Source organism: Lacibacter sp. H375 (genome assembly GCF_037892425.1).
Classification (GTDB): domain Bacteria; phylum Bacteroidota; class Bacteroidia; order Chitinophagales; family Chitinophagaceae; genus Lacibacter.
In genome coordinates this window covers 2,641,906-2,655,427 of the sequence record NZ_JBBKTT010000001.1, presented here as the reverse complement: position 1 = coordinate 2,655,427, position 13,522 = coordinate 2,641,906, and the positions used below count along the sequence as shown (strand labels likewise).

The window sequence follows — 13,522 nt, the reverse complement described above, 5'->3', positions numbered from 1 at the left end:
TTACCTTAAACAAAACTTCACCAAACAACTAAACCAATTGCCTTCATGCTGGCTGTAACCATTCTTGGAAATAACTCTGCTATACCTGCTTTCGGCAGACACCCCACCGCTCAAATTATTACTACTGCCGATGATCTGTTAATGTTCGATTGTGGTGAAGGAAGTCAAATTCAGATCCTTAACTACCGTATCAAACGTAGCCGTATCAATCATATTTTTATTTCACATTTGCATGGCGATCACTATTTCGGCTTAATTGGTTTGCTCAACAGTTTTGCCTTGCTTGGCCGTATTCAACCATTGCACGTATACGGACCGGCAGCATTAATTGAGGTAATCAACTTGCAGTTCCGCATTTCAAATACATCATTACCATTCTCATTCACCTTTCATCCAATTGATAAAGCTGGCTTATTGCTTGATTCTAAAAGCTACACCGTGGAATGTTTCCCTACTCAACACCGCATTGAGTGCTGGGGCTTTATCGTACGAGAAAAACGACAACCAAGAAAGATAAATATTGAGAAAACTTCTTTCTATAACATTCCTACTTCTGCTTTCGGCAGTCTGCAGGCAGGTGAAGATTTTGTTACCGGCGACGGAGGAATGATCAAAAATGAATTACTTACCGATGAAAACGTAAAATCAAAAAGCTATGCTTTTTGTGCTGATACCATTTATGATGAAGCCCTCGTGCCAATTGTAAAACATGCTGATCTCATCTATCATGAAAGTACTTACCCTGCTGCCTTAACTGAAAAAGCAACAGAACGCTTTCATTCTACCAGTAAGCAGGCAGCTACCATTGCCTTAAAAGCAAATGCGGGAAGATTATTGATCGGGCATTTCTCGGCGAAATTTGAGATAATTGAGCAATTTGGAACAGAAGCAAGAGAGGTTTTTCCAAATACAGAACTGGCAACTGAAGGTGTTACTTACTTGGTTTGATTAATTAGCCACATGTAAAAAGCAGGTAACTCTTTCTGCCAGAAACGTTCATTATGTTGGCCATTTGCAACAACTCGGTAGATGGATTTAGTTGATCCTTTCTTTTTCACCTGCTGATAAACAAGCTGCATGTCTTTTGTCATCTGCTCCCCTTCCAACTCACCACAAACAAAGTAAAAAGGCGACTTGATGGATGATGTTTTTTCAACTTTTGTGATTAAGTCCGGAGCAATCCAGAATGCGGGTGAGAAAACACCTGCCCTTCCAAATACGGCAGGATATTTCAACACAGCATAAAAAGAGATGAGGCCTCCCATAGAACTACCGGCAATTGAAGTATTTGCCGGTCCAGGTTTAGTACGAAAACGTTTATCGATATATGGCTTTAAAGTTTGTGCAAGAAAATCCACATAGGCATCGCCTTCCCCATCTCCAAACCTTGATGAGTAAGGGTTATATTCTGTAAGCCGTTTACTATCGCCATGATCAATACCAACAATAATACTTTGGTTTCTTTGCCTTACGCTATCCATCATTTCATCCACCCCCCATTCTCCAAACGAAGAAGTGAGTGCATCAAAAAGATTCTGACCATCGTGCATATACAAAACAGGATATTCCTTTTTGTTGAACGCATAATCTGCCGGTAAATAAACCCACACTCTTCTTTTCCTGTTGAGTTGAGGAATGAAAAATGCCGTATCCATTACAAATACATTCTTGGTACGGGTTGAAACAGGTGGGCGGCCTGGTATATCATCAGCCCAGCCCTCTATTTGAATTGGTAATGTTGTATCGGAATTAATTTGTGCAACCCGGTTAGCGATTGATGTACCACTTGCTGCACATTCTACTTTTGACCAGCTTCCTCTAGTGATCTTGTATTCAAGCAAGCCCTTTGCAACTGCTTTGACTTCAGAAACTAAATTGCCATTGGCTGATTTAAAAAACTTAAAAGATTGTAGTCCGGGATTCCAACCATTAAAATTTCCTGCAACAAAAAGTGTATCTGCGTTATGAGCTATTGGCTGATTAATTACCTCAAACTTAACCGTGAACTGCGCAAAGGATAAACTGTGGCAACAGGAAACTGTTATCAATAAAAGAATAAACCGCCAGCAATAGTTGTACATATTGTTATGAGAAGAAGGTTTTCTTATCCCAAACGTTGCAGGTAGTTTTTTACAGATTTGTGTAAACCTTCACTTAATGGAACAACAGGTAATCGAAGTTTGTTTTCAAGCAAATTCAATTCAGTCATGAATGCTTTAACGCCGGCGGGATTATTTTCTGCAAACAGAAGATCATACGCTTCAAGCATCTGATCGTTCAGCAATTTTGCAGCAGCGAAATTCCCTTTTAATGAAAGTCTCACCATTTCACTGAATTGTTTTGGCAAACAGTTGGCAGCAACGCTAATAACACCATCCATTCCGCAAGCGATCTGAGGCATTGCTAAATTATCATCACCACTTACCACCAGGAAATCGGCTGGCTTGTCTTTGAGTATTTGCATCGACTGGGCCATATCACCACTCGCTTCTTTAATACCAATGATGTTTTCGAAATCATGTGCCAATCGCAACGTTGTTCCAGCGGTCATGTTTCTACCAGTACGACCAGGTACATTGTATAGGATGATTGGCTTCGGTGATACTTCCGCCAATGCTTTGTAATGTTGATAAATACCTTCCTGTGAAGGCTTATTGTAATATGGGCTCGCACTCAAAACAGCTGCCGCTTTTTGTAAAGGGAATGTTTCAAGATCTTTGATCAACGACAAAGTATTGTTACCGCCAATGCCCACTACAACAGGAACACGATCGGCCACCTTTTCATAGGTAAAAAGAATCAGTTCAATCTTTTCGTCCTTACTCAGGGTTGGTGTTTCACCTGTTGTTCCGAGAGTAATAACATATTCTACTCCGTTATCGATCACAAAATCAATAACACGTTCTAGGGCTGGATAATCGATCTCCATGTTGTCTTTAAATGGAGTAACCAATGCCACACCGGTTCCACGCAGTTGATCTCTAAAGCTCATAGTTGATTAGAAGAAATATTAATAGTTGTGTTTAAGTGCAATGTTTTGTTATAGCTCGTCCCAAAAGCCCATCTTACTGTAACGCTCAATCCGTTGATTGATGCGATCTTCAGGAGCAATTGTTTTTAATTGTTGCAATACTGGAATCAACTCCTTTTTCAGCATTTGTGCAGCAGCATCATAATCCCAATGAGCACCACCGGCAGGTTCTGGTACAATACCATCTACAATACCGAATTTGTACATATGCTCAGGCGTAAGCTTCAATTGCTCTGCAGCAACTTCCTTCTTTTCCCAGCTGCGCCATAAAATCGAACTGCAACTTTCAGGAGAGATCACCGTGTACCATGTATTTTCCAGCATTAATACTTTATCGCCCACACCAATTCCTAATGCACCGCCACTCGCTCCCTCGCCAATGATTACACAGATAACAGGCACTTTCAAGCGGATCATTTCATAGATATTACGGGCGATGGCTTCGCCTTGTCCACGTTCTTCGGCCTCAAGACCGGGAAACGCACCCGGTGTATCAATCAATGTAATAACAGGTTTATTGAATTTCTCCGCAAGCTTCATTAAACGTAATGCTTTGCGGTAACCCTCAGGGTTGGCCATTCCAAAGTTCCTCAGCTGACGCATTTTTGTATTGATCCCTTTTTGTTGACCAATGACCATGACCGTTTCTCCGTCCAGTTGTGCAAAACCGCCAACCATGGCTTTATCATCTTTCACACCTCTGTCGCCATATAATTCTACGAAATTGGTACACATTTTATCGATGTACTTCAATGTATAAGGTCTGTCGGGGTGACGGCTCAGTTGTACTTTTTGCCAGCTCGTAAGGTGCTGGGTAATTTCATTACGTTTATCAATGATGCTTTGCTCAAGTTGTTGAATAGTTGCCGAATAGTCGATCTTCGGATTTTTCTCTGCCTTATGGCGTAATTCCTTTAGCTCATCAACCAAGTCCTTAATGGGCTTTTCGATTTCGATGAACTGACGGTTTTCGAGTGATGGCATAATATATAAAGAATATTAGAGTGCTAAAATTAACAGATTGAGCTGCAATATTAATGAAAAAGGCCACCTCTTTTGAGGTGGCCCGTGTATTTCATTAACTGATTAAATATTTCTGTTATCTCCAACCTGCATTTGATGTCCCGATACCATCAGCTTTAGCCTCAGTTCCAAACGTATAGAATGGAGGTGATAAGCGGAATAGCTCTAATATTTTTGCAGGAATAGGAAAATGCAGAGGAGTACCTTTTTGTAAAAGGTTCAACTTGCGCATTTCGAAAAACTGAATACCCATACCGGTTGTATAAAGTTCTACATGTCTTTCGTGGTGAATAGCTTTTACTATATCAGCAAGCACAGGAGCTACCGGAGCCATGCCACCTCTTGTAACACGGCTACCTGCATTGATGATTGCTGCTGCACCAGCTAAATCGTTGGTGTAAGCCCTTGCTTCAGCTCTGAGAAGATCATTTTCAGCTTTCATTACTTCAGCTTTCTCACCAATCGCAGCTACATAAATAGCGTCATAACGCTTATTTCTGTAGTTAGAGAAATGGTAGTAACCTCTTGCAGCAAGAAAATCATTTGATGCGAGAAACTCAAAATCTGTATTCAGACGTTGGTCAACCGGGTTGGTTGATGCCGGCGGATGAGGGAAAGTTGGTGAATCGTCCCAATGCTTTGGTTGTGTTGGATCCATCAAATTCACAACATACATATCAGTACGGCCCCAGCCTGGATATGTAAGGTAATCACCAGCCTCAAAATACCATGTGCTTGTGCCATCCATAGCAATTTTCCAGTCTGAAGTAATACCATTGTCTGCATAAGTCTTCACTTTCGCCCAATCAACAGCCGCTAGTTCTGTTTTATTCCTCGGAAGATAAGCAAGAATTCGTGCAGCAGCTGTATTACACATCTTTTTAAAATCTGCGCTTGAAATATCTGCAGGAGTACCAAACCAGCTTGCAGGAATTGTAAAAGTTGAATTCGCTTCTGTAATCGCCTTGTCAATATAACCTAGTGCTGCAGTTGCAACCTGTTTGTAAGTCAATGCAGTTTCAAGAACGCCTTCAACAGAAGTTGCTTCATCAACAACATGTGCTTTATCGAACAATAAAGCCAAATTACCATAAGCCAAACCCTGAACAAATCGTGCGGCAGCAATAGCCCTGGCATTATTTGCACCGTTAGTACCAATGTCAACTCCGTTATCAATTGCCTTTATTACTTTACTGGCAGTTGAAATAGCTGAGTACATTTTATCATATGTAGCCTTTAATACCGGACCATTACCATAGCTGGGTGAATTATTCCAACCATTGTTACGTGGCTCCCATGACATATCTCTCATCCCTGCGTTACCCCACGAACAGGTAGCGTGGTCTGCAGCTACAGCCATCATCATTTGCACACCGGTAAAATCATGTTCACCATGAAACACTGTGTTAAAAAGACCTGCTGCAACATTTTCGACATCCTCACCTTTTGCGTATACTTTCAAAAAGTCAGGATCATTTCCATTGGGAACATCCAACAAATCTTTTTTACAGCCGGCCAGACCAACTGACAGTAAGGCTATAAAAAATAGGTATCTGTTAATCTTTTTCATATTAAAACATTTATGGTATTAAAAATTAAACTGAAGTGAGAATGCAATATTCCGGTAAATCGGGTTGGCATAAATGCCATCCACCGGATATCTGATTGTACCTACTTCAGGATCATAACCTGAATAATTAGTAAAGGTTAACAGGTTACGGCCAATCACTTTCGCATTGATCCCCTTGACAAAACCATTGAAAATTCCACTTAGTGCTTTTGTAGGCACTGAATAACCTAAGGCAATTTCACGAACCTTTAAATAAGTACCGTCTTCAACCCAATAAGCATTGGCATTGTTAGCATCATACATTCCTGTACCCCAGTATGCAGCAGCTTTTTTCTGACCGGCAGGTACATTGGTCATATCCTGTTTTTGGCTGATATAGTTAAACACCAAACGTTGCTCTTTACCATTGTAAATATCACCGCCTTGCTTCCAATCTAACAAAATGTAGAGCTGGAAACCTTTGTAGGTTAATGTATTAGTAATACCCGCCACAAAATCAGGGTTACCATTACCAATTTTACCATACCATAAAGAACCATCGGAATTCAAACGCTTGATCGGCAATTCAGAAGTTGTTCCTTCAGTTCCTTTCGGAATTACATATCCTTCACTGTTGATAACGTAGTCAGAAATTGTTTTACCAGCAGGGAGCTGAGTAGCCATTTCTTCTAATGTACGTACCATCCTGTATCCGTAGATTGCACCATATACTTCGCCTCCTTTAACATAGAAGATATTCTGATCGCCATTGAAATCCTGACCACCCGCTAAATATGGAGCGATTGGCAAGTCAGTAATTCTTTGTTTCACTCTTGAGAATACAACGGTTGATTTCCATGAGAAGTCTTTCTTCTTTATCCAATTCGCTCCAAATGTCAATTCAAGCGTGTTAGATTTTACTGTACCGGCATTTTGCCACTGGCTGTTAAAACCATCATTCAAAAAAGGAATCAATGGCACATTCAAAAACTGATCTCTTGTTACAGACTCAGCATAAGTAACCTCTAAGCTGAATTTCTTTAAGAAATCAACATTTAAGCCAATTTCCTTTTCTTCAGTTGTCGAAGGTTTCAGGAATGTGTTCCCTTTTTGGCTTGCTACGGCATTACCGTTTGAGAGATTATAAACTTCATACTGCCAATCAAAACCAGGACGGATACCGGCTGTACCATATGCAGCTCTAATTTTTAATTCATCAATTCCTTTGATTTTGAAATCTTCAGAAATTCGATAACCAGCAGATGCCCTGTAATAAGGGTTCCAACGAGCATCAGGGCCAAACAAAGAAGAACCATCATAACGGAACATACCATCAAAAAGGATCTTGTCTTTCCAATCCAAGCCTAAGATTGCAAAATAGTTTTGCGCCTTTTCGCTTTCTACGTAAGAAGATGCGTCATTGATGCTTGAAAAATTTTCAAAGTTTTCAATACCAGAGATTCTGAATTGAGAAGCACTAATGAAATTGCTCTCGTAATTTCTGTTTTCGTAGAGATAAGACAATTTACCTCTGGTAGAGAAATCACCGAATTTATGGTTGAGGTTAAGATTGATTTGCGTATTGTTGACTCTGGATTCGCTGGTAGATTGGGACATACTACCCTGTGTATAAGACATACCCATGGTTGCAGCCGTACCGCCTGATCTAGTCCAAGTATCCTGAGGGTTAATACTTGAAGATCTGAAGTTATCAGTCTCCATTGTTTGAATTACATCCAGGTCAGCCCATTGTGTAAATCGAATGTTGACGTTATAATTAGCCACCCATCTACGTGATTTAGAGCTGTTTTTTTGCTTGTACAATGGATACAAAGGATTGGTTACTTCCGCATTAAAGTTATTGATACGCAGGTAATAGGGCTGTCCGTCTGGATTTGGAGCACTCAGATTAACATCTTTTTCCATACGGGCAATATTGTAAAACAATCCACTTGACGCCCCAGCCGTGCTTGAAGACCTATTGATAAATAAGTTTGAGGCACTGAAACGTAGCCATGGAGTAATATTCTGATCGATATTAAATCTGAAGTTCTGTCTTTCGTATCCATCAGTCAGTTTTACAACACCTTCCTGCTTATTATTTTCAAAAGAAAGATAGACGTTGTTCTTTTCTGTACGGTTTGCTACTGAAATGAAGTTTACCATATTCACACCCGTTCTGAAGAACTCGGCTTGGGGGTTACGGTAAACACCAAATGGATTATCCATATAGCCATCAGGATCAATACCTCTTGAACCACTGATTCCAGGGTCGAAACCGGCACCAATGTAATTAGCAGGATAGGTAACACCTGCGTACTTAGTGTATTTACCCTGCGCTGTTTGCCAATCAGTTGCTAACCTATAGTAGTGAGACTCTGATGTTTTCAGGTAGTGGGATAGGTCTTGCATTCCTATTTCGTTTCTCACTGTTATAGCTGGTTTATTAAGCCCAAGCCCTTTACCTCTTTTAGTAATAACAGAAATTACACCATTACCGGCTCTTGAACCATATGCAGCTGCTGCAGCGGCACCTTTAACCACTTCGATTGACTCAACGTCATCAATATTGATGTCGGCAAGGCTACCTGATAAGATTACTCCATCAACTAGAATGAGTGGAGCCGAACTGGTTCCAAGGTTATTGTCACCTCTTAACAACAAATCGGCACCCTGTCCAGGATTACCGTTCACTGAAGAAGTTTTTAAACCGGCCACTTTACCTGCCAAAGCATTGGCTGCGGAAGAAGCGGGCACAGTTTGCAGTTGTTCTGCACCTACTTTAGTTACAGAAACTGTCATCTTTTTTCTAGATGTTGCACCGGCAACACCTGTAACAATTACTTCACTAATCTCGGCACTTTGATTTTTTAAGGAGATATTCACTTCCCCTCCTTCAATGTCAACTTCAGTTGTAGCTAAACCTACATAACTGAAAATTAAAGTTTTGACTTTTGGACCGACAGCCAGACTGAAGCGTCCGGCCACATCTGTAGTTGTGGATGAATTTCCACCCTTCGCAGAGACGGTAGCGCCAGCAAGTGGTGATCCGTCTTCAGATGTAACTTTTCCGGTTACAGTCCTTTGTTGGGCAAAGGTCAGCCCACAACTTAACAGCAGGACTAAGACTGTTGCAATTTTTCTCATGTTGATTGATTTAGTTAAAAAGACGTCTCAAATATAAGCCTTCTATTATACTAACAAAAAATTGTTAATTTTTATAAAAGGCTTATTCCTACTCTGACAAGTCTTTATACCGTATAGCTGCTTTTAAGACGGAAAAATATTACAAACGCCATATCATCTGCACCTTTACCTCGCTGCGTTGATTACCTGCAATTTCATCAAGCCCGGAGCCAATTACAGTTTTGTTTCTATAGATAACCTGTGCCCACCGTACCCAAAGTACCAGCTTTTTAGATACATCGTAGTTCAAATTCAAGTAGTAGCGGTAGCCCTTATCGGAAAAGGGAGGAATAGAAAACCCATAAAGTACATCATTTTCATATGCGTAAATACGGCTGTTATAATCGTCTGTTTCAAAATATTGCAAGCGCAGGTTGGCCGAAATAGGCTTTAGTTGAGGATTATAAAACACATCAAAAAAAGCAAGAAAGCCTCGGCTTTCTAATGGGCCGCCCACATCGTACCACATCGCATCCAACCGCTGCCGAAGTGTTATAGACTGATTCACCTTGTATTGAATTTGTGTTCTCCAGTTTTTTCGGGTTACAGGTTCGACCAATGCCGTTACCAACTCACCATCATTGGTATAATTAAGTGCCTTGCTTTCCTGTCGGAAACGTGTGTAAATTTCAATTTGCTTGTTTGGGCGATATGTTAACTGTGCAAGGTAATCCTGTCCATTTGATGGAGCATCAATACGGAAACGCAAATAAGGGAACCGATAGAAATCCATGTAGGCGTCAAGTCTCCATTTTGCATTTGGTTTGATGGAAGCTCCTGCAAACAATCCTTTTTCATTAGTGGGATACGTGCCTTCAGTAAATGCATTACCAAATATTGATTGATAACTTTTCTGAATATTCCTGTAAACAAACGACAGATCAACTTTTGGATCAGCACTAACAAGCAAACCACTCATCATCCCATAATTATTATTGTTATGATTTGCTACTTCGCCATACCAATGCATGTTTCGCCAAGTGTAACTCCAGTCAACACTCATGTTGGTGAGTTGCTTACCGTTAAATGCATAATTGTTATAAGGCTGGTTATCTTTTTTCAATTCTTTGTCAAACTGAAAATGCACAGCGTTTGCACCTAAATGAAGATTGCCGGTATTGTAGCTGATATTTCCGCCAAAAGAATTCATTTGCACAGCATTCTTATCAGCTTGTTCATTAGGTGTGCGATGCAGGCCTGATGTAACGAGTGAAGAAAAATAATCTTCTGCATTCAATGTATCAACAGTAAGATTGCCACTCACCTTTCGAACAGATGCGAAGCCTGTTACCTGAAAACGGTTCTTTTCCAACGTGATTGCTGCACCACGATTAAAGAAATATTCATTAGTTGAATTGAACGGGCGAAGAATAGATGCCTGTCGTTTTGTATTCACCACATCAACACTTTTCTTAAACGCTAACGATTGCCATTGAATCAACCCCTGCCCCATATTCACCGTGTAATCACCAATAGCAAGATTTTTAATGATCCCCACATTTCTAACAAACAAATGAGCCGAATAATAGTCAAACCCATTACGCTGTGCACCTTTAAACCATTGCTCACCCGGATCTTTTTCAGCGGTGATACCATACTGCAATAGATTCCTGTACACATATTTGTAACGCAACAAGAAACGTTCTCTGCTTCCGGGATAATAACTTGTTGCTGCTGTATCTTTTCTTCTTCTGAATCCTTCTGATTCTTCCAGTACATAAGTGATGCGTGAAAGAATTGTATGCTCACCATCAAGCAACCTTCGGCCAACATCTTCTCTCAACGATATTGCAGGACCAACCATTACAAACGGCAATATTTTTTGAATTAGTTCATTGTCCCATGTTGGTATTGACTGCAATTCATAAATGCTGATGAACTTTCCAAATAGGCGTCGGTAGTTAAGAAAATTTGCTATTTGTAAAGGCGATAAAAAAGTAAATTCCTTTAATTCAGTTTCGGAAGCACTATTGAGATTAAGTTTATTGCGTTGATAATGCCTGAGCGATTGCAAGTAAGAATCATCTTCCGTTTCAGATTCATTTACTTCGGTAATATTCTCGATCTGCTGTTCAGTGGTTTGTGTTTCCTGTGCTATACCGGTTGCATAACAAAAACAAAAAACGAGTATGATGATTTCTTTTTTCACTCCTCGTTCTTCTCTTTCTTTTTACCATTGAATAAGATCATTACCGCTGGTGAAATACCTAACTGAGGATGATATGCCGTTGCCACATCAACCCTGAAAGCGCCAAACTTTAAACCTACGCCAACAAATGGCTGAGTATTGACTGTATTGATACCTGCACGGATCAATAATTGTTTCAACAGTTCATATTGAAACACCGCATTCACACCGGCATTTTTATTTTCTTCCTTTATCAATTCAGCGCTGATGAAAAAGCGATCACTCACTTCATAACCCAATCCTCCACGATATACCGAAGCAATTTTTTCATAGGCTGCTTTATTCAACTCTCCGCCAACCGGATTGAATACACTGAAACCCGCATGCAGTTTATCACTCAAGTGCATCAACACTCCTGCTTCAAAATGAAATGCAGAAGCAGATGTGTAAGCAGGTATACGCAGATTGTAATAATTGAATTTCGCTCCAACATCTATTTTCTTTCCCAACGACCTTGCATAACCAAGACCGATCTGTGTTTCGTTGTAATTTGAATAACCAAAATAATCGGCCTGCAATCCAAAGGATCCTGAGTTGGTTTGAAAACCTGCAACAGCTGTGTATTGACTTAACGCATTCAGCAGGAAACGCCTTTCGCTGTAAACCCCTGCCCCTGTTTGTTGAATATTGGCCAAAGCGGCAGGATTCACCATAAACGAGAATGCATCAGATGCGTTTTTGCTATATGCTCCAAGCCCGGGATAGCTATTTACCAAAGGCTGCCGCACCGTTTGGGCACACAGAAAGCAACATGAAAAGAAAGAAAGGAATAGTATAGATGTTTTCAAGCAGAAGGTTTTGGATCAGAAATTTAATCATTTATTCCTGCAGGTAAAATATTAGTGTTTAATTTTTTAGAACTGTCTTGAAACAATCGCCTGCTGCGTTATTTTTGCGCCATGCAACTACTCGACGGTAAACTGGCGGCCCAAGCCATTAAGGAAGATCTCAAGAAAAAAACTTCAACATTACAGGAACAGGGGAAACGTTCGCCCCATTTGGCAGCGATATTGGTTGGTACCGATGGTGCCAGTGAAACATATGTGGCATCCAAAGTGAAAACCTGCGCCGAGATTGGGTTTGAATCAACCTTAAAACGTTTCCCGTCTACCATCAGCGAAGAAGAACTGTTGCGTGAAATTGAAGAGTTAAATAACAATGCAGATGTGGATGGCATTCTTGTGCAATTACCAGTGCCAAAACATATCAGTGATGATAAAGTGATCAATGCGATTGATCCGTCGAAAGATGTGGATGGATTTCACCCGGTGAGTGTAGGTAATATGGTGAGTGGAACACCAACTTTTATTCCAGCTACTCCTTATGGCATTCTTTTGTTGTTAGAACATTTCAAAATAGAAACAAAAGGAAAACATGCAGTGGTGATCGGCCGCAGTCATATTGTGGGCACACCCATGAGTATTTTATTAAGTCGTAAAGCATATCCCGGTAATTGTACCGTTACTATTTGTCATTCCGCTACTACCAATCTCAAAGAGATCTGTTTGCAAGGCGACATTATTGTAGCTGCATTGGGTCAGGCAGAATTTTTAACTGCCGATATGGTGAAAGAAGGTGCTGTGATTGTTGACGTGGGTATTACACGTGTGACAGATGCAAGCAAGAAAAGTGGTTTTGCATTAAAAGGCGATGTAAAGTTTGATGAAGTTGCTCCGAAAAGTAGTGCTATCACACCCGTACCTGGTGGCGTAGGCCCTATGACCATTGCAGGTTTGTTGATGAATACCTACAATGCTTACATGAAGAAGCAGTAAGCCTTCGTTATCTTTGCATTTCATGAGTGAAACATTAATTGAAACAACACAACAGGTATTGCCTGTAATGGAATCGTTCTACACCTTACAAGGTGAGGGATACCATCAGGGCCGTGCTGCCTATTTCATTCGCCTTGGCGGATGTGATGTGGGTTGTGTTTGGTGTGATGTGAAAGAAAGTTGGGATGCAAGCAAGCATCCGAAGTTTGGTGTTAGTGAAATTGTAGATAAGCTGAATGAAGAAGCCAAATTCCAAAACCCAAATTCCAAAACCCAAATTCCAACCTTACCTATTGTTGTTGTTACAGGAGGAGAACCATTGATGCATGATCTTACTGAGCTCACAAAAGCAATTCATACAGCAGGATTTGAAACTAATATTGAAACATCGGGCTCATCTCCGTTGAGTGGTGAATGGGATTGGATCTGTTTATCGCCTAAAAAATTCAAAGCACCGTTACCTGAAGTAGTGCCGCATGCAAATGAATTAAAAGTGGTGATCTTCAATAAAAGCGATTTTGCATGGGCCGAAGAATATGCAGCACTGGTTTCACCAACATGCAAGCTTTACCTGCAACCTGAATGGGATAAAGCCGCTCAAATGACTCCGCTTATTATCGACTATATCAAATCTAATCCGCAGTGGGAACTGAGTCTTCAGCTGCATAAATACATCAACGTACCCTGACCGTTTATACTTTAGCAGCATTTTATCAGCCATCTGGCCACTGCTTTGTTAATTCATTTGTATATTGAACCTCAAATTCAAT

General features: G+C 40.5%; 10 protein-coding genes. 3 read left to right on the top strand and 7 right to left on the bottom strand.

The genetic code is table 11. The annotated features are described in order from the left end of the window. The first annotated feature begins 45 nt into the window (after window positions 1–45). Complete coding sequence (locus tag WG954_RS11555; RefSeq protein WP_340436604.1) at window positions 46–948, top strand: ribonuclease Z; 903 nt, start codon at window positions 46–48, stop codon at window positions 946–948. On the opposite strand, the gene WG954_RS11550 is transcribed toward WG954_RS11555, so the two are convergent. The 7 genes from WG954_RS11550 to WG954_RS11520 all read right to left on the bottom strand — a co-directional run bounded on the left by WG954_RS11550 (window position 936) and on the right by WG954_RS11520 (window position 11,765). Beyond that, window positions 936–1,841, bottom strand: coding sequence for an alpha/beta hydrolase (locus tag WG954_RS11550; protein WP_340436602.1), 906 nt, complete (start codon window positions 1,839–1,841; stop codon window positions 936–938). The two genes, WG954_RS11555 and WG954_RS11550, sit on opposite strands and share 13 nt — an antisense overlap. A gap of 263 nt (window positions 1,842–2,104) precedes the next feature. Continuing rightward, on the bottom strand, window positions 2,105–2,992 hold the full coding sequence (gene dapA, locus WG954_RS11545) for a 4-hydroxy-tetrahydrodipicolinate synthase (protein ID WP_340436600.1): 888 nt from the start codon (window positions 2,990–2,992) through the stop codon (window positions 2,105–2,107). Between the two features lie 48 nt (window positions 2,993–3,040). Then, window positions 3,041–4,015 (bottom strand): acetyl-CoA carboxylase carboxyltransferase subunit alpha, encoded by a 975-nt coding sequence (locus WG954_RS11540; RefSeq protein WP_340436598.1) that lies wholly within the window; start codon window positions 4,013–4,015, stop codon window positions 3,041–3,043. Between the two features lie 115 nt (window positions 4,016–4,130). Beyond that, window positions 4,131–5,624, bottom strand: coding sequence for a hypothetical protein (locus WG954_RS11535; protein ID WP_340436596.1), 1,494 nt, complete (start codon window positions 5,622–5,624; stop codon window positions 4,131–4,133). Between the two features lie 18 nt (window positions 5,625–5,642). Then, the gene (locus WG954_RS11530; protein ID WP_340436594.1) at window positions 5,643–8,750 is read right to left on the bottom strand and encodes a SusC/RagA family TonB-linked outer membrane protein; all 3,108 of its coding nucleotides are present in this window, start codon (window positions 8,748–8,750) and stop codon (window positions 5,643–5,645) included. Between the two features lie 139 nt (window positions 8,751–8,889). Then, complete coding sequence (locus WG954_RS11525) at window positions 8,890–10,938, bottom strand: ComEA family DNA-binding protein (protein WP_340436592.1); 2,049 nt, start codon at window positions 10,936–10,938, stop codon at window positions 8,890–8,892. Next, the gene (locus WG954_RS11520; protein ID WP_340436590.1) at window positions 10,935–11,765 is read right to left on the bottom strand and encodes a PorV/PorQ family protein; all 831 of its coding nucleotides are present in this window, start codon (window positions 11,763–11,765) and stop codon (window positions 10,935–10,937) included. The genes WG954_RS11525 and WG954_RS11520 overlap by 4 nt, the downstream gene beginning before the upstream one ends. Before the next feature lie 111 nt (window positions 11,766–11,876). Between WG954_RS11520 and WG954_RS11515 the strand changes: the two genes are divergently transcribed. Together WG954_RS11515 and WG954_RS11510 are read left to right on the top strand one after the other, a co-directional pair. After that, window positions 11,877–12,752: a bifunctional 5,10-methylenetetrahydrofolate dehydrogenase/5,10-methenyltetrahydrofolate cyclohydrolase gene (locus WG954_RS11515; RefSeq protein WP_340436589.1), complete on the top strand. Its 876-nt coding sequence runs from the start codon at window positions 11,877–11,879 to the stop codon at window positions 12,750–12,752. A gap of 22 nt (window positions 12,753–12,774) precedes the next feature. Next, the gene (locus WG954_RS11510) at window positions 12,775–13,440 is read left to right on the top strand and encodes a 7-carboxy-7-deazaguanine synthase QueE (RefSeq protein WP_340436588.1); all 666 of its coding nucleotides are present in this window, start codon (window positions 12,775–12,777) and stop codon (window positions 13,438–13,440) included. Window positions 13,441–13,522: the final 82 nt, after the last annotated feature.